This is a genomic window from Erwinia amylovora (assembly GCF_017161565.1).
Lineage (GTDB): Bacteria > Pseudomonadota > Gammaproteobacteria > Enterobacterales > Enterobacteriaceae > Erwinia > Erwinia amylovora.
Genome location: NZ_CP066796.1, coordinates 2,794,444 through 2,813,048, shown reverse-complemented (window position 1 = coordinate 2,813,048; position 18,605 = coordinate 2,794,444). Strand labels below are relative to the sequence as shown.

General features: G+C 54.7%; 15 protein-coding genes. 2 read left to right on the top strand and 13 right to left on the bottom strand.

The window, feature by feature from the left end; genetic code table 11:
- Positions 1 to 169 precede the first annotated feature (169 nt).
- The gene (locus tag JGC47_RS12915) at positions 170 to 1,471 is read left to right on the top strand and encodes an MFS transporter (RefSeq protein WP_004159394.1); all 1,302 of its coding nucleotides are present in this window, start codon (positions 170 to 172) and stop codon (positions 1,469 to 1,471) included.
- Here JGC47_RS12915 and JGC47_RS12910 read toward each other — a convergent pair whose 3' ends face one another.
- From JGC47_RS12910 to trxC, 5 genes are all read right to left on the bottom strand, one after another.
- Complete coding sequence (locus tag JGC47_RS12910) at positions 1,472 to 1,792, bottom strand: YfiM family lipoprotein (protein ID WP_013036181.1); 321 nt, start codon at positions 1,790 to 1,792, stop codon at positions 1,472 to 1,474.
- 51 nt (positions 1,793 to 1,843) lie between these two features.
- Positions 1,844 to 3,202 (bottom strand): CDP-diacylglycerol--serine O-phosphatidyltransferase, encoded by a 1,359-nt coding sequence (pssA, locus tag JGC47_RS12905; RefSeq protein WP_004159391.1) that lies wholly within the window; start codon positions 3,200 to 3,202, stop codon positions 1,844 to 1,846.
- Positions 3,203 to 3,304: 102 nt separating this feature from the next.
- Entirely contained in the window at positions 3,305 to 5,968 is a 2,664-nt protein-coding gene (locus JGC47_RS12900; RefSeq protein WP_004159390.1) for a bifunctional acetate--CoA ligase family protein/GNAT family N-acetyltransferase, read from the bottom strand.
- A gap of 31 nt (positions 5,969 to 5,999) precedes the next feature.
- On the bottom strand, positions 6,000 to 6,749 hold the full coding sequence (locus JGC47_RS12895; protein ID WP_004159389.1) for a tRNA-uridine aminocarboxypropyltransferase: 750 nt from the start codon (positions 6,747 to 6,749) through the stop codon (positions 6,000 to 6,002).
- Positions 6,750 to 6,812: 63 nt separating this feature from the next.
- Positions 6,813 to 7,232: a thioredoxin TrxC gene (gene trxC / locus JGC47_RS12890; protein WP_004159388.1), complete on the bottom strand. Its 420-nt coding sequence runs from the start codon at positions 7,230 to 7,232 to the stop codon at positions 6,813 to 6,815.
- Positions 7,233 to 7,468: 236 nt separating this feature from the next.
- On the opposite strand from trxC, the gene JGC47_RS12885 reads away from it, so the two are divergent.
- Positions 7,469 to 8,503 carry a tRNA/rRNA methyltransferase gene (locus JGC47_RS12885; RefSeq protein ID WP_004159386.1) on the top strand — a complete coding sequence of 345 codons (1,035 nt, stop codon included), beginning with the start codon at positions 7,469 to 7,471 and terminating at the stop codon, positions 8,501 to 8,503.
- A gap of 62 nt (positions 8,504 to 8,565) precedes the next feature.
- Here the strand turns inward: JGC47_RS12885 and emrB are convergent, their stop codons facing one another.
- The 8 genes from emrB to nrdF all read right to left on the bottom strand — a co-directional run bounded on the left by emrB (position 8,566) and on the right by nrdF (position 18,599).
- Complete coding sequence (gene emrB / locus JGC47_RS12880; RefSeq protein ID WP_004159385.1) at positions 8,566 to 10,101, bottom strand: multidrug efflux MFS transporter permease subunit EmrB; 1,536 nt, start codon at positions 10,099 to 10,101, stop codon at positions 8,566 to 8,568.
- Between the two features lie 16 nt (positions 10,102 to 10,117).
- Positions 10,118 to 11,290: a multidrug efflux MFS transporter periplasmic adaptor subunit EmrA gene (gene emrA / locus JGC47_RS12875; RefSeq protein ID WP_004159384.1), complete on the bottom strand. Its 1,173-nt coding sequence runs from the start codon at positions 11,288 to 11,290 to the stop codon at positions 10,118 to 10,120.
- A gap of 165 nt (positions 11,291 to 11,455) precedes the next feature.
- On the bottom strand, positions 11,456 to 11,986 hold the full coding sequence (mprA, locus tag JGC47_RS12870) for a transcriptional repressor MprA (protein ID WP_004159383.1): 531 nt from the start codon (positions 11,984 to 11,986) through the stop codon (positions 11,456 to 11,458).
- A 465-nt stretch (positions 11,987 to 12,451) separates the two neighbouring features.
- Positions 12,452 to 13,636, bottom strand: coding sequence for an MFS transporter (locus JGC47_RS12865; RefSeq protein WP_004159382.1), 1,185 nt, complete (start codon positions 13,634 to 13,636; stop codon positions 12,452 to 12,454).
- 196 nt (positions 13,637 to 13,832) lie between these two features.
- The gene (gene proX, locus JGC47_RS12860; RefSeq protein ID WP_004159380.1) at positions 13,833 to 14,828 is read right to left on the bottom strand and encodes a glycine betaine/L-proline ABC transporter substrate-binding protein ProX; all 996 of its coding nucleotides are present in this window, start codon (positions 14,826 to 14,828) and stop codon (positions 13,833 to 13,835) included.
- A gap of 65 nt (positions 14,829 to 14,893) precedes the next feature.
- Entirely contained in the window at positions 14,894 to 16,057 is a 1,164-nt protein-coding gene (proW, locus tag JGC47_RS12855) for a glycine betaine/L-proline ABC transporter permease ProW (RefSeq protein WP_004159377.1), read from the bottom strand.
- The gene (gene proV / locus JGC47_RS12850) at positions 16,054 to 17,250 is read right to left on the bottom strand and encodes a glycine betaine/L-proline ABC transporter ATP-binding protein ProV (RefSeq protein ID WP_004159375.1); all 1,197 of its coding nucleotides are present in this window, start codon (positions 17,248 to 17,250) and stop codon (positions 16,054 to 16,056) included. Before proV ends, proW begins: the two co-directional genes overlap by 4 nt.
- Before the next feature lie 389 nt (positions 17,251 to 17,639).
- Positions 17,640 to 18,599 carry a class 1b ribonucleoside-diphosphate reductase subunit beta gene (gene nrdF, locus JGC47_RS12845; protein ID WP_004159373.1) on the bottom strand — a complete coding sequence of 320 codons (960 nt, stop codon included), beginning with the start codon at positions 18,597 to 18,599 and terminating at the stop codon, positions 17,640 to 17,642.
- Between the last annotated feature and the right edge of the window lie 6 nt (positions 18,600 to 18,605).

Below are 18,605 nucleotides of genomic sequence, written 5' to 3'. Positions count from 1 at the left end.
CCAGCTTCAGTTAGTGAGCCTTCCTTCAGGCAATATTCAGCGCTGGCTCACAAAAAACACTTTCAGTACCTTTAAAATAAATTCATAACAAACAGCTAGTTGAGTTAACTGGTACATTGATCGCATTTGGTACTCAGTAAAGCTGGGAATTTATCACGAGGTGTATCTAATGACAGAGTCCGTCACCAATAACAACATTCATTTGCAAGGCTCGATGACAACCCGTCAGCGTATCTGGGCCATTGTCGGGGCCTCTTCAGGTAACCTCGTAGAGTGGTTCGACTTCTACGTCTACTCATTCTGCTCGCTTTATTTCGCCCACATCTTTTTTCCAAGTGGTAATCCAACCACCCAGCTATTACAGACGGCAGGGGTCTTCGCCGCAGGGTTTCTGATGAGGCCAATAGGTGGCTGGATTTTTGGTTATATCGGCGATAAACACGGGCGGAAAGCCTCGATGCTGATCTCAGTCTGCATGATGTGTTTTGGTTCACTGGTGATTGCCTGTCTTCCGGGTTACAACACGATTGGGGTTTGGGCGCCGGCGCTGCTGCTGTTGGCCCGTCTGTTTCAGGGACTATCTGTTGGCGGCGAATATGGCACCAGTGCGACCTATATGAGCGAAGTCGCAGTCGAAGGGCGCAAAGGTTTTTATGCGTCTTTCCAGTACGTTACCCTTATTGGGGGGCAGCTACTGGCACTTTTAACCGTGGTAATACTGCAACAGGTGCTGTCCGATCAGGAGCTAAACGACTGGGGCTGGCGCATCCCGTTCGCGCTGGGAGCTTTGCTTGCCGTGGTGGCGCTCTATCTGCGGCGCTCATTGAGAGAAACATCAGACAATAAGACTCGCGCACACAAAGACGCCGGGTCGCTGATAGGGCTGTGGAAACATCGGCGTGCTTTTATTATGGTTCTGGGCTTCACTGCCGGAGGCTCCCTCAGTTTCTACACCTTCACCACTTACATGCAGAAGTACCTGGTCAATACTGCCGCGATGGATCATAAAACGGCCAGCGCGCTGATGACCGCGGCGCTGTTTATTTTTATGCTGCTTCAGCCATTGATCGGTGCACTGTCGGATAAAATTGGCCGCCGCTATTCGATGTTAATTTTTGGTGCTTTGGCTGCCGTTTGTACCGTACCAATCCTGACGATTTTACAGAACGTGACCAGTCCGGTGCTGGCATTTATGCTGGTGATGCTGGCGCTGGCGATCACCAGCTTCTATACCTCAATTAGCGGGATTCTGAAAGCGGAGATGTTTCCACCGCAAGTCAGGGCGTTAGGGGTGGGATTATCCTACGCGGTGGCTAACGCGCTGTTTGGTGGGTCAGCAGAATATGTCGCTCTGTCACTGAAAGCCGCAGGCAGTGAAACCATTTTCTTCTGGTACGTATCGGGGATGGGGGCAATTGCTTTCCTTGTCTCGCTAATGTTGCATCGTCGCGGTCAGGGATTGGCACTGTAATTAGCGGGCTGTATTCCATAATACATAGCCGGTGGCAGCGCCGGCTACATCCCAGCTTAAATCCTTCCAGCTCCAGCCCGTTCCCCCAGCGCGGCTGTCGTTCAGCTCTTTTGCGGCACCAAGGCTGATGGAAAATAAAACGCCGAAGCCCGCACTGTGGCTCGGGCTCCAGTTCTGACGTTCAGCATAAGCGTTAGCCGCAGCGGCAAGAAACGCTGAGGAGAGAAAATGTTGAGCCTTATCCCGCCCAGTCCACTCATCGTTCGCCAGATGAGTGCAGCCACTGCAACACAGCAGGATGATCAGCAGGAAAATGCGCACAGAGGCGCGCCATGAGCCCGTTACTGGCAGGGTTGGAAGCAACACAACCGGTCAGAGAATACGGCTGATAAGCCGATCAATACGGATGCGTCGAAGGCGGCGGATCAGCTTGCGCACCTTCACCGGGTATTCGGCAATGCTTTCCAGATCGTGGAAGTGCGCCACGCAGGAGGTGTGTTGGCGGATCAGGTTGAGTTCCCGATTGCGTTGTTCGGCCAGCTGTTGCAGCGGATCGTGGATTAGCACCGCGTTTTCCAAATCCAGACGCCATGCGCGTGGGTTCAGGTTATTCCCGGTAATCATCATCCATTCGTCATCCACCCATAGCCCCTTCAGGTGGTAGCTGTTCTCGCCGTCTTTCCACAGGCGTACGGTGAGCTGCCCACTGTTAACGTAATATTGCAGGCGGCTGATAAAACGACGCAGGTTGATTTCATACAGATAAGGCAAGGCGCTGATGATCTTAAATGGCTGATCTTCGGGAATATAGAAATCATTGGCGGTTTTGTCGCCGACGATGATCTCCACTTCTTTGCCCCGCCGCAGCAGCCAGATGATGTTACGTACCAGAATGGCCGGCAGATTGAAATAAGGGGTACAGATCGTCAGCTTCTGCTCGGCACAGGGCATCAGATGATAGATGGTCTTGTTAAGCAGGCTGCGTTTTCCCAGACCGACCAGCGGAGTGACGGACAACTCTTCATTGCTGGCAACACCGTTGAATTCGTAGTCGAAGCCGCGCAAATCCTGACGGAACTGGCGGGTTTCGTTTTTAATTTCCGGGCTGGTTGGGCGTTCAAGGCGGTTAAGATGATGCACAGCCTCGGCCTGAATCAGATTCGTTTCGATCCAGGCAAACAGGGTATCGGCAAGAACCGGGTTGCCGATCAGCTGATAGCGGTCGTAGCGGTACCTGTCTTTTTGATGCAAATACACATCGTTGAAGCTGGCACCGGTATACAGCACGGTATCATCAATAACTGAGCCTTTTAAATGCAAAACTCCCAGCGCTTCGCGCGTATTTACCGGAATACCGTAAACGGGAATGCCAGCATCAGGATGCTGGCTGGCCATTTCACAATACCAGTCGGCGTTAGTGGCACCCGCAGCGGCACCGATACGGCCACGTTGAGCACGATGCCAGTCGACCAGCACACGAACGTCCAGCGCCGGTCGACGTTGTTTAGCGGCATAAAGCGCTGAAAGGATAGCGCGACCCCCTTCATCGTTTTCCAGATACAGAGCAACAATGCAAATACGCCGGGTAGCGGAGGCGATTTTTTCCAACAGCACCTGACGGAAATCTGCCGGTGAAAACAGCGTGTGGAAATCAGCCGCTGACTGCGGAATTTTTGGCAGCTGCGCAAGGTGCTGTTGGTGTTTATTGCGTTTGAATTTTGACAACATCACAGTGCGTTGCTTTCCTGTTCATAGAGTGGCCTCGGGCCATAAAATCATGATTCTAACCGCGAATAATACCATTAGTTAGCCCGGATGGTAGCAGATTTACTTCTACCGCCCCGCCTGATTATCCCGCAGAGGTAGCGTAAGCCCGACGATACCGTCTTCCAGCTGGATATCGATATTGAATCCTAACTTACGCGCCAGTGAAATCATGCCCTGGTTGCCCGGCATGGTAATCCCGTTCAGCTGCTGTAAACCATGCTGCCGGGTATAGACAATCATCTTTTCCAGCAGACGGCGGCCCAGGCCCAAACCTTTCAGGTCGGATCGCACCAGCACAGAAAATTCCGCATCGGTATTATCGGCATCAGAGATGGCGCGGGTGACGCCGATAATCTCATCAAGGCCATTGCGCTGACGCACCGCAACGATAGCCATCTCCCGATCGTAGTCGATCTGCGTCATGTTCGCCAAATCGTCATGGGTGAATTCATTTATCTCACTGAAGTAGCGATAAAAGAGGTCCTCTTTTGTCACCCGGGCAATAAACTGCTGTAGCAGCGGCTCGTCTTCCGGCAGGATCGGACGGAAAAGAGCGCGCTGGCCATTTTTCAGCTGGACTATCTCTTCCAGCTCCCGGGGATAAGGGCGTATTGCCAGCCGCGCCTGTGCAACGCCGATAAAGGGCGCCAGCCGAAGCGTAACGTCGAGTAAAGTAAAGCCGCCGGCGCTGGCCAGTAGCGGATGGATATCAAGTCCAACAATTTCCGGGCAATCGACAATCAGGTTCGATACCTGCACCAACAGCTGGCTAAGCCCATCCAGGTTCAGCGGATGCAGCGCGCTGCGGCGGCGTATTTTTCCGCTGCCAATAGCCTGTTTAACCAGATAGCGCGCCAGCGTCATATTGAGCGGCGGCAGGGCGATCGCGGCATGGCGGTCGTCTTGCCAGGGCATTCCGCCTTCTCCCAGCATAATAACCGGGCCGAATAGCGGGTCCTGTTCCACCACGATGCGCAGTTCATGCCCCCCGGCACGGTTTGCCATGCTTTGTACCAGCAGTCCGTCGATGCGCGCCTGAGGCCAGGCTACGCTGACGCGTTCGATGATGGCATCTACCGCCTGCTGAACTTCATCGGCCGTTCTCAGGTTAAGCATAACCCCCTGTACTTCCGATTTATGCGGGATATCCGGCGAGCGCAGTTTCAACGCCACCGGGTAACCGATCTGTGCGGCAATTTTCACCGCCTTCGCGCTGTCGCCGGCAATCCAGGTGGGTAGCGTATTCAGCCCGTAAGCCTGCAAAATCGGCTGCACCTGGTGCGTATCCAGTGAAGTGATGCCGTTGCTAAGTGCCTGACGGATCAAACGATGAGCATCGCTGGTATTGGCGGTCAGATTAAGCGGTAACGACGGCGTTTCACGCAGTTGCTTCTGGTTGCGGCGATATTCCACCATATGCATAAATGCGCTGACCGCACCTTCCGGGGTGCGATAAGTTGGAATTCCGGCTTCATTAAACAGCTGGCGCGCCTCTTGTGAGGAAAACTCGCCACACCAGTTGGTTAGCAAAGCGATCTGCTGCGCGCGCGGATGCTGTTTTACCCGATCGATGATCTTGCTCGCCGTAAGCGCGGGGGGGGCTACCGTGCTGGGGGCGTGGATTATCAGCAGCGCATCGAGATCGTGGCTGTTAAGCAGCATCGACAGTGCCAGCAGATAACGTTCTGGTGTTGCATCATCTTTGAGGTCGAGCGGGTTCCCCGGCCCAATCCCTTTGGGTAACAGCGGAGCTAATGAAGTGAGTAAAGGCTCACTCAGTGTGGCGAGCTTGCCGTTGCGGGCATATAACGCATCAAGCGCCAATGCTGCCGGTGCGGCTCCGTTGCAAATAATCATCAGTCGCTCTCCGCGCAGCGGGCGCATATGACTGAGCGTTTCCACCGCCGAGAATAATTCATGCGTGTTCTGAACGCGCAGCAGGCCAGCGCGCTGGATGGCGGCATCCCAGGCGGCATCCATTCCCCCCTGGGTGTTTAGCAGGCGCTGGGCATGCGGGCTACGGCCGCTTTTAATCACCAGAATCGGTTTATTGCGCGAGGCGCTGCGCGCGGCAGAGACAAAGCGTCGGGCGTCGCTAAGATGTTCAAGATAGAGCAGAATAGCGCTGGTTTTTCCATCGCGGGCGAGAAAGTCCAGCAGGTCATCGGCATCAATATCCAGACTGTCACCCAGTGCGATAAACCACGAGAATCCCAGCTGGCGCTGCTGCGCCCAGTCAAGAATGGTGTTGGAAACCGCAGACGACTGCGAGATAAAAGCCAGCTTTCCTCGCCTGGCAGGCACCGGCGAGAAGCTGGCATTCAGTCCCTGCCACGGGGCAATCAGGCCAAGGCTGTTCGGGCCAAGCAGGCGCATTTGCCAGCGGCTGGCACAGGCTTTCAATTCTGCCAACTGGTCGGGCGGGGCAGAGAGAACGATGCAGGCTTTGCAACCGCGTTCGCCCAGCGCATGCAGTAATGTCAGGTTACGCCGCGCATGAGTACAGAGGATCGCCAGATCCGGTGAGAGTGGCAGGCTGGCGATATCGGGTGAGGTTAGCACGCCACATACCGCCTGGTATTTCCGCGTCACCGGCAGCACCGGGCCGCTGAAGCCCCCGGCCAGCAAATTACGCATCATGACATACCCGGCACGCTCTGGCCGGATGGAGGCGCCGATCACCGCAATGGTTTTGGGTTTTAACAGGGCTTCTAGTCCACGCTGGCTCATTGCTGCTCCCTCCGTAAATAGTGATCTGATTCTACTCCGGGGCGGGCGAAGATGCTGTGTTGTGCATCAGCTTACCAGCAGCAGGCGGCGATGAATTATCAGCAGATTGATGAAGCGGATGATGCGGCTTACCGGCCAGATAACGCTGGCGAAACAGGTCAAAGTGACTGAACAGCGCTTCACCCGCGGCGCTATCGCCCGCCTGCAGCAGCAGTTCTGCCGCCACTTCAGCCGTGCAGTGCTGGCCAGCAGCGTGGGCTACGCGCAGTTGATAATTTGACGGGCGCGTCAGATTAAGCGACATCACCGGCAGCGAGTCCAGCCAGGGACTTTTGCGGAACATTTTTCGCGCTTCCGTCCAGGTTCCATCCAGCATAATAAACAGCGGGGGCTTGCCGTCGAGCGGCGGTGAGTTCAGCACCGGGCGGCCGGGGTCGGCATAGGATGCAGGGAAAACCACCATCGGTTGATAACCCGTATCCTTCACCGCCTGGAGCAGCCCGGCATCCGGCTCGGTGCGTGACCAGCCAAATGCCAGGGTATCAGGCAAAATATCGGCAATCAGCCGCCCGGTATTACTCGGTTTCATCGGCTCGCTGTCAAACATCACCAGACAAAAACGGCTGCGCGCCCGTTGTTGCACGAGGGTAGCGCACAGGCAATTTTTCTGCGGCAGCAGGCAACTCTGGCAGCGGGTAATGCGGTTGCCCCGGGCGAGGAATGGGCGGGTGGCGCGGGCGAGTCGCCAGGCGCGCAGGCGCAGAACAGCGTTATCGGTCATCGTTAGTCATCAGCGAAAAACGCCATGTTAACCAATTCTGACCGCCGCTGCCCGCTCATAATCTTACAGATTTTCGTCCAGCCAGGCTTCGAAGGGCGCTTTTGGCATCGCTCCGCTTAATATATCGGCTACCTGGCCCTGCTTGAACAGTATAATGGTTGGAATACTGCGAATACGGAAACGGGCGCTCAGTGCCGGTTCAGCTTCAGTATTCACTTTAAGAAAGCGTATTTTACCACTGCGTTGCTGTGCGACCGCCTCATAGACGGGAGCAAAGTTAACGCAGGGGCCGCACCAGGGCGCCCAGAAATCAATAACCACCGGCAGGTCGTCCCGCAGGTAATTATCCAGCGTTTCGCCGGTAGCGTTGACGACCTGGCCGTCAAACAACCTGTCACCACAGCGGCCGCATTTAGCGCCGTGCGCAATGCGTTCAGCCGGCAGGCGATTGGTTGCCTGACAGGATGAGCAAACCGTATTCATTTTTCACCTCATTTCAAGAGTAAGTGATTGCTTACTGCGTTTCCGACAATAAGCCAACAGTATGCGGATGGGTGATAAGGGTCACAACGTGATTCGTTCAATAAGTATAATAGGTAATCTCGCACGGTGGTTGATGCTGATACGTGGAAAACGGGCGCATCTATTGGAAGTTGATAGCTAACTACCGCGACATCAGGTAATCTGCGCGCTTCGCGCTCAGCCCAGGTGGAGGAAAAATGAACGACGAACTTAAAGGTAAGAGCAACAAGGTCAAAGTGATGTATGTTCGCAGCGATGACGAAAACAGCAAAAGCGGTAAAAATCCGCGCACCGGCAAAGGTGGCTATCGTCAGGATGGTGAACGCCGTCCCGCGCGCAATGCAGACAGCAAGCCACGTGGCGGGCGCGATCGCGACGAAGGGCGTTCTGACTCTCCGTGGCGTACGGTGTCCCGTGCACCCAATGCCGCTGCGGCGGATGACAAACCTGACCACGGTGGTATCAGCGGGAAAAGCTTTATCAATCCCGAGCAGCTGCGCCGCCAGCGTATGGAAGAAACGCGCGTTTACGGTGAAAATGCCTGCCAGGCATTGTTCCAGAGCCGCCCGGAATCAATCGTACGCGCCTGGTTTTTGCAAAGCGTCACGCCGCGCTTCCGTGAAGCGTTAAAGTGGATGGCGGCTAACCGCAAGGCTTATCACACCGTGGATGACGCCGAACTGCAGAAAGCATCCGGCACGGAACACCACGGCGGCGTCTGCTTCCTGATTAAAAAACGGGTTGGCATGCCGGTAAGCGAATGGCTGGCACAGTCCGGGCAGAAAGACTGTGTGGTGGCGCTGGAGGATATCGGCAACCCACATAACCTGGGCGGCATTATGCGTAGCTGTGCGCACTTTGGCGCAAAAGGTTTGCTGGTGGACGATGCTTCTTTGTTGGAGTCAGGGGCTGCGGTGCGTACCGCAGAGGGCGGCGCAGAACATGTGCAGGCGATCAGCGGTGAAAGTTTTGCCGCCGGACTGGATGCTTTCCGTCAAGCGGGCTACACCATTGTGACCACTTCCAGCCACCAGGGCGTTCCGCTCTCCTCGGCGGAACTGCCGGCCAGAATGGTGCTGGTGCTGGGTCAGGAACGCGACGGTTTATCGGACAGTTCTTTCCAGCAGGGCGATCTCAGCGTCTCGATTGGCGGCACCGGTAACGTAGAAAGCCTTAACGTTTCGGTAGCAACCGGCGTGTTACTCGCTGAATGGTGGCGGCAGAACGCGTAACGCGATGATGATAAAGGGAGCATTCACTCCCTGAAGCAGGGCGGACTGGCGATCCGCCCTTTTTAATGTGCGCCGCCTCCGCCTTCACCCGTTGCAAACGGTGGCCGGGCAAACCATACCAGCACCAGCAGAATCAAAAATACCCCGGCAGAAGCCCAAAAAATTTCATTGGCTGAAATGATCAGCCCCTGACGGGTAACCTGCTGTGCAATCCAGGCCGATGCCTGATCGTGAGTCAGCCCCGCCTGTGCCAGCTTCGCGTACATTTCCTGACTATTCACGCTGAAAGGCGTCACCGATTCCGCCAGCTGGCTGTGGTGGATCGATTCCCGGTTGCTCCACAGGGTAGTTGTAATTGAAGTACCGATCGAACCGGCCAGCGTGCGGGTAAAGTTAGACAAACTGGAGGCTGCCGCCAGCCGATCCGGCGGTAAACCGGACAGGGTAATGGTGGTCAGCGGCATAAAGAAGCACGCCACGGCGAAGCCTTGAATAAACTGCGGCCACGCCGAGGCGCCGAAATCCATCCCGGGTTCAAAGGTATAAGCGCGCCAGTAGAAACACACCGCATACATAATGAAGCTGAAGGTGACCAGCTGTCGCATATCCAGCCTGTGGGAAAACCGGCCAATCACTGGCGACAGGATCACCGGGATAATTCCCACCGGTGCCGAAGCCAGCCCGGCCCAGGTCGCGGTATAGCCGTACACTTCCTGTAGCAGCTGCGGCAACAGCACGATGGAGCCGAAATAAAGCATATAGGCAAGGCTGATAGACAGGCAGCCAATGGTGAAGTTGCGCGATTTAAACAGCGACAAATCCACGATCGGATGGTCATCGGTTAGCTCCCACACCAGCAGCACCGCCAGGGCTACTACGGCTATCGCGGTTAAGGTAATGATTTCCGGTGAGCTAAACCAGTCCAGCTCTTTACCGCGATCGAGCATCACCTGCAAACAGCCGATGCCTACCACCAGCAGCACCAGGCCAACGGTATCGACAGGGCGGATCGCCGTGGTCGTCTCGCGATTGCGCAGCGTCTGCCAGGTGAGGATCACCACCGCTATGCCGACAGGCACGTTAATAAAGAAGATCCAGCCCCAGTGGTAGTTATCACTGATCCAGCCGCCGAGGATCGGGCCACAAATAGGGGCAACAATCACCGTCATCGTCCATAGCGACAGCGCGATGCTGCGTTTCGCCGGGGGATAATTGTTTAAAAGCAGGCTTTGCGACAGAGGGATCAGCGGGCCGGCAACGATCCCCTGAATGACGCGGAAAAAAATAAGCATCGTGAGGTTTTCAGACATGCCGCACAACCATGACGCCGCGACAAAGGCGACGGTTGACCACAGAAACAGCTTCACTTCGCCCAGTCGTTTAGCCAGCCAGCCGGTGATCGGGATGGAAATGGCGTTCGCCACGCCAAAAGAGGTGATCACCCAGGTGCCTTGAGAGTTGGAGGCCCCAAGGTTGCCGGCAATGGTCGGGATGGCCACGTTAGCAATGGTGGAATCCAGCACCTGCATAAAAGTTGCCAGTGACAGCGCAATGGTCATTAAAACCAGCGGCGTACCCGTAAGCGGTTGACGCGCCATATCATCCCCCGCTGATTTAGCTGGCATTAGCGCGAATAATATCGGCGATAAGTTGGTTCACGGGGGCCAGGTCCAGCGCCAGCGCATCACTGGCGTAAGCCGGCTTACTGCGCACGCTGGTGGCTAGCACCGCTCCTTCACTGCTGCGGGTATCTATTTTCACCAGCGTCGACAGCCCAATACGCAGCGGATGTTTCGCCACTTCCTGTGCATCGAGCGCGATACGCACCGGCAGGCGCCGTACCACCTTGATCCAGTTGCCGGTAGCATTTTGTGCGGGCAGCAGCGAGAACGCGCTCCCGGTGCCCATATCCAGCCCAACCACTTTACCGTGATAGACCACGTCATCACCGTAGATATCGCTGACCACGGTGGCCGGTTGGCCGATGCGCATGCCAGCCAGTTGGGTTTCTTTGAAGTTAGCATCTACCCACAGATTATTAGCCGGGACAATAGCCAGCAGCGGCGTGGTGGAGCTAATCTGCGAACCGACCTGCACGCTGCGGCGTGATACATAACCATCAATTGGGCTGACCACGGTGGTGCGCTGCAGGGTAAGCCAGGCATCGCGCAGTTGTGCGGCACTCTGTTTCACCGCAGGCTGGTTTTCCAGCGAGGTATTGAGGATCATCGCCTGATTGGCATTGTACTGCTGCATCGCCACATCCAGCCGTGCTTTCGCAGTGGCTACCGCATCCCGCGCGTGCTGCAGATCCTCTTTACCCAGCAGCTTTGCCGCGCCCAGCGGCTCGCGGCGGCGTAAGTCCGCCTGTGCCTGCTCCAGCGCGGTCTTTTGCAGTTCAATCGTCGCCTGATACTGTTTACCGTTAATAATCAGCTGATGTGTCTGACGCACGCTGGTCGCTAATGCCGTTTGCGCTTTCTCAAATGCCTGGTCGGCATCGGTGCGATCCAACGTAACCAGTACATCCCCTTGCTTGACCAAATCCGTGTTGTCAAACCACACTTTATTGACGCTGCCCGTGACCTGAGCCATCACCTGTGCCTGATTTCCGGCAACATAGGCGTCGTCAGTTTCCTGATAGTGACTTAATATCAGTAACCACCATGCCAGATAAGCAATGCCAATCGTCACCAATAATACGGTTAGAAAAATCAATGCTCTTGTGCGCGTCTTATTCTTCTTATTCGGCTGCTGTGGCTCTCGCGCCGCCGCACTTACGTCCATGATATTCTCCTGAGTTTCTTGCCAGCCAGCGCTGTTCACATCATGGTGGCAATCGTCTGAGTCTAAAATGCCAGCGGGTTAGCGCTGGCATAAGGGAAAATTACGGGAGTAAGGTAGCGATTCGCGACTCAGGTTGTGTCGCACAATATGCTATTGATAGGCTATTTAACGTGACAGGGAAGCGACGACTTCTTCCTCATCCATTTGATCTAAACGATTCAACAGCTTACGAGTAATGGCTTCCAGTTGCGCTTTTTCGGCTTCGCTCAACGCCGACCACAAATGTTGCAGGCACTTATGCTGCGGTGGCAGCAACTGGCGCAGGAATTCGTCGCCTTTTGGCGTCAGGTGCAGATGCAGGCAGCGGCGGTCGTTATCACTTTCACGGCGCTCGATCCAACCGCGTTTTTCCAGCTCGTCAGCGATACGCGTGGCGTTAGTGCGCGAAGAGCCGAGGGCAGCGCTAAGCTCAGACGGCTGGATACTGTGGTTTTCCTGTGCATCCAGCGTAATCAATGCCATAAACAGCGTCTCGTTAATTCCCTGTGCTTTCAGCATCTTATTGCGGTTTTCCAGCAATTTACTCTGCATGTGCATACACAGGCGCGTCAGTATAATCTCCTGCAATGGGAAATCTTTCTGGCGGTTCGCACGAAAATTCAGCATCTGTTCAATGGGAGTAAATGAACTTTCCATTATAAATGAACCTCACTAGTTGCAACGGGTATAATAATGATGGTGATTAATGGGTAATGCGACTTTACCGTCGGTGAGATTTTCACATTGCCGTAGTCATCATCCGTAGTTTCACGGTCACTCCATAACCCAGGCCACTTAATAGCCACGAAAACAATGCTGTGCGTATAATGATAAATCCTAACAGGGGAGTAAGAACCTGAAAGGTCCGGCATCTTCCTGTCAGGAAATGATGGCTGGCTTGAAATACTCAGTAAAACGTGGATGAGTGCGATATCATTATCATGCATATGGGAACCCTCTGATGGGGATATAAGTACGATGACAATTAACTGCTTTGCAATCACCAAACAATTTTACTGTAAAATATAACCATCTTTAATAAATTGCGCCTAACCATAACAGAGCGGGAATTGTCTTAACAGGCAGCAAAATCTAAAAAGCGCCAATTATCACTCAAAAAAATCACTCTGTTGTGGCCTCAAAGTGATGGCCACGCCACCAGATAATCAGATTAATCAGGGTTAGCAGAACGCCAATCGTACATACCCCATACCATCCTGCTGTCTGAAAAGCCAACGCCGACAATAATGACCCGGCCGCCCCGCCAATGAAGTAGCTGGTCATATAACCGGCAGTGAGTCGGTTACGTGCTTCAGGCATACGGCGGTAGATCACGCTCTGATTGGTGATATGTACACCCTGAACCGCAAGGTCCAGCAGGATAATCCCCACAATCAGCGCCAGCAGAGAGTGAGCGCCCAGGGCGGTGATCCCCCACGAGGTCAGTAAAATCAACAATCCTCCGCTGGTGGTCAGCCGGGCATGGCCTTTATCTGCCAGTGCACCGGCATGGCGGGCCGCCAGCGCTCCTGCCGCACCGACCAGGCCAAGTAAACCAATCTCGCCCACTGAATAGTTCCACTGCGGGGAAGAAAGCAGAAATGCCATGGAGGTCCAGAGCACGCTGAAGTTAGCAAACGCCAGACAACCGATAATGGCCCGGGTGCGCAGCACGGGATGACGCGCATACAGGGTGAAAACGGACCCCAACAGCTGGCGATAATTGAGTGCCACCGACTGCTGATAACGCGGCAGATAGCGCCATAGCGCCAGCGCCATCAATACCATCAGTAGGCTGGCTATCCAGTACACGCTGCGCCAGCCGCCCAGCTCTGCCAGCCCGCCGGCTACGGTTCGCGCCAGCAGGATACCCAGCAGCAGACCGCTCATTACGGTGCCAACCACCTTGCCACGTTTTTCCGGCGCGGCGAGCGTTGCTGCCAGCGGCACAAGGATCTGTGCCACCACTGAAAACAGCCCGGTCAGTACCGTACCCAGCAGCATTAGCGGAAGCGTTGATGACATGGCGGTGATCATCAATCCCCCCGCTGCCAGCAGGCTCATCGAGACAATCAGGCCACGACGTTCGAACATGTCACCCAGCGGTACCAAAAAAAGCAACCCGGCGGCATATCCCAGCTGTGCGGTGGTGACAATAAATCCCGCCTGATGGAATGAGAGGCCAAAGGTATGGGCAATGGTGGCCAGCAGCGGCTGCACATAATAGTTGCTGGCCACGGAAAGGCCAGTCGCGAATGACATCAGCGTAACTAAAGCGGGCGTAAGAGCTTGATGGGGGGATTTCATAAAAACCAAACATGAGAGTAAGAAAAGTCCTATAGGCTAATAATAACCTAAAAAACTATTTCACTCACATGATAATTAACAGGACAAACCAGTTCAGCGGCATTAATCATCGAACTGCCGGCTGACCAGAAGAAGTGGCTCAGTTGTTAAAGCGTGAGCAGGTTGCCGCAGGCGGGGGCGGCAACCTGGCTACAGGTTATTTAGCGGCGGCCAGGGCGTCTTTCACCCAGCCATCGAACTGTGCCTGATGCGCTTTGATCCAGCCATTGACATGCGCATTGATATCCGCCTCAGAAGACTGGCCCTGATGCATACGCGAGTTCTGCGCGTTGATATCCGCTAACGGCAGCTTCATTTCTGCAAACAGTTTTGCCGCCGCCGGGTTTTTCTGCGCCCACTCTTTGTTCGCCACAATGTGCATGGAGTTAACCGGGAAGCCATAGTTGGCACCGTTTGCCAGCTTGGTATCGACATTTTTCTGTCCGCCCGGCATGGATGAGAACGGCACCTGCAACCAGACCACATCGCGGCCCGGAACCAGCACATCACTGACCCAGTAAGGTGTCCAGGTGAAATAGAGCACCGGTTTGCCGTCTTTGTAGCGGGTAATCGTGTCGGCGATCATCGCCGAGTAGTTGCCCTGGTTATGTGTAACGGTATTGCTGAGTCCGTAAGCCTTGATCTGGTGGGTAATCACATCATCACAGCCCCAACCCGGCGTACAGCCGGTCAGATCGGCTTTGCCATCATCGTTAGTATCAAACAGTTTGGCCAGCTTAGGATCTTTCAGCTGTTCGATATTAGTGATGTGGTACTTATCAGCGGTTTTCTTATCAATCAGATAACCCTGGGCTGCGCCCTGTACGTAGGCTCCCTGACGGTAGAATTTGGCGTCGCCGCCCGCCGCCTGGTACATATCATCGTGCAGCGGTCTCCAGTTGTTGGCCATAAAAGTGGTATCACCGGCGGCAATTGAGGTGTAGGCAACGTTGTAATCGACCTCACTGGGATCGTTAACGGTGTAGCCCAGTTTCTCCAGCGCGCGGCTTACCAGCAGCGTCTGAAACGTCTCTTCAGTAATGGTGCTTTGAGCGGGCTTTACGGTAATGCCCGTACCCGGCAGATCGGCGGCGGAAACCTGGGCGGCGGCCAGCGTGGTGAACGCGGCGGCCAGCAGTGCTGTCTTACGCATAGCGATTCCTTAATGTTTGGTCGTGCGGAGGTTACGGGCGGCACGGTGGCGTGCCGCCAGAAGAATTATTTTATAAAGGGGCGGGTCAACAGTCCCAGCGGGCCGCTGGTGTACCAGCGACGGTTGCCGCGGCTGCGTTTGTCCTTACCCACCGACTGCGTGAGTCGGTCAAGGATGATCGCCAGAATAACGATACCAACGCCGCCGACGGTAGCCAGGCCCATGTCCAGGCGGCCGATCCCGCGTAACACCATCTGGCCGAGACCGCCTACGGCAATCATTGAAGCGATAACCACCATCGACAGCGCCAGCATCAGCGTCTGATTGACCCCGGCCATAATGGTTGGCATCGCCAGCGGCAGCTGGACTTTAAACAGCATCTGACGCGGGCTGGCACCGAAGGATTCAGCGGCTTCCACCAGGTCAGCAGGCACCTGCTTGATACCCAGGATAGTCAGACGCACAATCGGCGGCAGGGCAAAGATGATGGTCACCACCACGCCCGGCACGTTACCGATGCCAAAAAGCATTACGATCGGCACCAGATAGACAAAGGCTGGCGTGGTTTGCATCGCATCCAGCAGCGGGCGAATAATTTTCGCCGCACGCTGGCTGCGTGCCAGCCAGATGCCTAAAGGCAGGCCAATGATGATACAGAACAGCAGGGCGGTCAGCACCAGCGCCAGCGTCACCATCGCCTGGGACCATGCGCCGATCGCACCGATCGCCACCAGTGACACCAGCGTGGCGACCCCCATACTGACGCTGGAGAGCTGCCAGGCGATCAGGGCAAAAACGGTAATCGCCACCGGTGCCGGCATGCCCAGCAGCAGCTGCTGAAAGGCGCTAAGGATATAATCCACCGGCAGGCGAATGCCCTGGAACAGGGGGCGGAAATGGCTCACAATCCAGTCAATCGCGGTGGTCACCCAGCTGTCGAGTGGGATCAGCGTTTTATGGAACGGGTCGAGGAGATTAAAATGCTCCACCTGCGGTGCCGGGGCGCTGTTCAGCCAGTCGCCGCTCGCTGCCGCGTCATGTGAAGCGCCGGAAGAAGCACCCCAGGCATCGCTGCCGCCGGTAGCAGAACCGGCGGCTGGCTGGCTGGAAGTCGCGGCATTCGGCGCCCCCCACGGGTCGCTGCTGCCGCTGGTGGCCTGGCTGGCATCAGCCGGCGCGCTCTGATTTGTGGTTGCAGAGTCCCACGGGTTACTGGTTTGTTCACTCATGGCTGGCCTCCGTCACGATCCAATGCTTGCAATAACATACCTTTGGAAATAATGCCGATGTACTGCCCCTCTTCACCGATGATTGGCACCGCGCAAGGAGCCTGTGCGACATGGGAAAGCAAATCGTTAAGCGTGGTATCGGCAGGCATCGCCTGGGGGCTGTCCAGCAACGCGCGATCGAGACCTGCTCCCTCTGCCAGCGCAGCTTTCAGCGAGTCGACGGAGACGGTGCCCACAAAGCGCTGTTTTTCCAGCACATAGCCGTACTCACGGTCATTATCCTGCAACAGTTTGATGGCTGAACGCGGGCCAAGACCCGGCGCTTTACGAATTAGCGCGGCGGCGCTGCGGCGGGCGATATCCTTCGCGCTGAATACGTGGCTGATATCCACGCCGCGGAAGAAGGTGCGCACATAGTCGTTAGCGGGGTTATTGAGGATCTCATCCGGCGTACCGACTTGTACCACTTCACCGCCCTGCATGATGGCGATGCGGTCGCCAATACGCATCGCTTCATCCAGATCGTGAGAGATAAAGACGATGGTACGCTGGTGTCGCGACTGTAATTTGACCAGCTCATCCTGCATTTCGGTACGAATTAACGGATCGAGCGCTGAAAAGGCTTCATCCATCAATAATATATCGGGATTGATGGCTAACGCGCGAGCTAATCCAACACGCTGACGCATGCCACCGGAAAGTTCATCCGGGTAGGCATGGGCATAATTATCCAGACCCACCTGACGCAGTGCATCAAGCGCTTTTTCCTGACGCGCTGCCACGGGTACGCCGGCTAATTCCATACCAAATGCGGCATTATTTAATACCGTCATATGTGGCATTAACGCAAATGACTGGAACACCATGCTGATTTTATTTCTGCGCACCTGGCGTAATTCACTTTCCGATATTTTTGCAATATCTTCACCGTCAATGATGACCTGGCCGCGGGTAGGTTCTATCAGACGATTGAGAAGGCGAACCATAGTGGATTTACCGGAGCCGGATAACCCCATGATGACAAAAATCTCGCCTTCTTCAATGGCCAGACTGGCGTTTTTCACGCCAAGAGACAGCCCGGTTTTCTCCAGTAGTGCTTCTTTACCGATCCCTTTATCAATATATTTAAACGCGCGATCGGGATTATCTCCAAAAACTTTATATAGATTCTTAACTTCAATTTTAATAGCCATGCATTAATTTATTTCCCGGTTAAAGTTGATTTTCTAATTGCGACTCTTCTTTGTAATTAAATATTATCGGCCTATACCGTAGCATACTGAGAATCTAAGGCAACCCTCATCATGGAAGTAGAATACTCTCATTCAGGTAGTCGGATCGGCTAATGTCAGAGTGGGTAAGGGATTGCAGCGAGTCACGCGAGGGAAAAAAATTGGATATTTCTCTAGGAATCTTCTCTCTAAAGAGTCAGATATTGTTCTGTAGGTTGTCTGCTGGCGGAAAATAAACTTGTCAAAACGGTCATATTTGAATCAGAAAAAATGCAGGGTTTCACTGAAATAAAACAGCAGCAAAACCAGATATTAAAAATGGCTACCGGCGGCAGCCATCGCTCAACAGGTTAAAAGTCCCAGTCTTCGTCCTCGGTATCGACCGCTTTGCCCATCACATAAGAGGAGCCAGAACCGGAGAAAAAGTCGTGGTTTTCATCGGCATTTGGCGACAGCGCGGCGAGGATCGCCGGGTTGACATCGGTCATTTCAGCGGGGAAGAGCGCCTCGTAACCGAGGTTCATCAGCGCCTTGTTCGCATTGTAATGCAGGAATTTTTTTACATCTTCCTGCCAGCCCACGCCTGAGTAAAGCGCATCCGTATAGGCCAGTTCGTTTTCATACAGCTCAAGAAGCAGTTCAATGGCAAACTGTTGCAGCTCCTCTTTACGCTGTGGCGTCTCTTTCTCCAGTGCTTTCTGGTATTTATAACCAATGTAATAGCCATGCACTGCCTCATCCTTGATTATCAGCCGGATCAGGTCGGCGGTATTGGTCAGCTTGCCCCGGCTCGACCAGTACACAGGCAGGTAGAAACCGGAATAGAACAAGAACGACTCAAGAAACACGCTGGCAATTTTCTTTTTCAGCGGGTCGTTGTGGTAATAGTGTTGCAGGATAATCTGCGCTTTAGCCTGCAACGGCGCGTTATCCTCGCTCCAGGCGTAGGCGGCATCGACGTCGCTGGTGTGGCACAGCGTCGAGAAAATCGAGCTGTAAGAACGTGCGTGCACCGCTTCCATAAAGCTGATATTCGACATCACCGCTTCTTCGTGCGGCGTCAGCGCATCGGCCATCAGCGCCGGAGCGCCCAGGGTATTTTGAATCGTGTCCAGCAGCGTCAGGCCGGTAAACACGCGGATAGTCAGCTGCTGCTCATCGGCACTGAGAGAGTTCCACGACGGAATATCGTTGGAAAGCGGAACCTTTTCCGGTAGCCAGAAGTTGCTGGTCAGGCGGTTCCACACTTCCAGATCCTTGTCGTCTTCGATTTTGTTCCAGTTAATGGCCTGAATTTTATTTAGTTTCATAGTGAT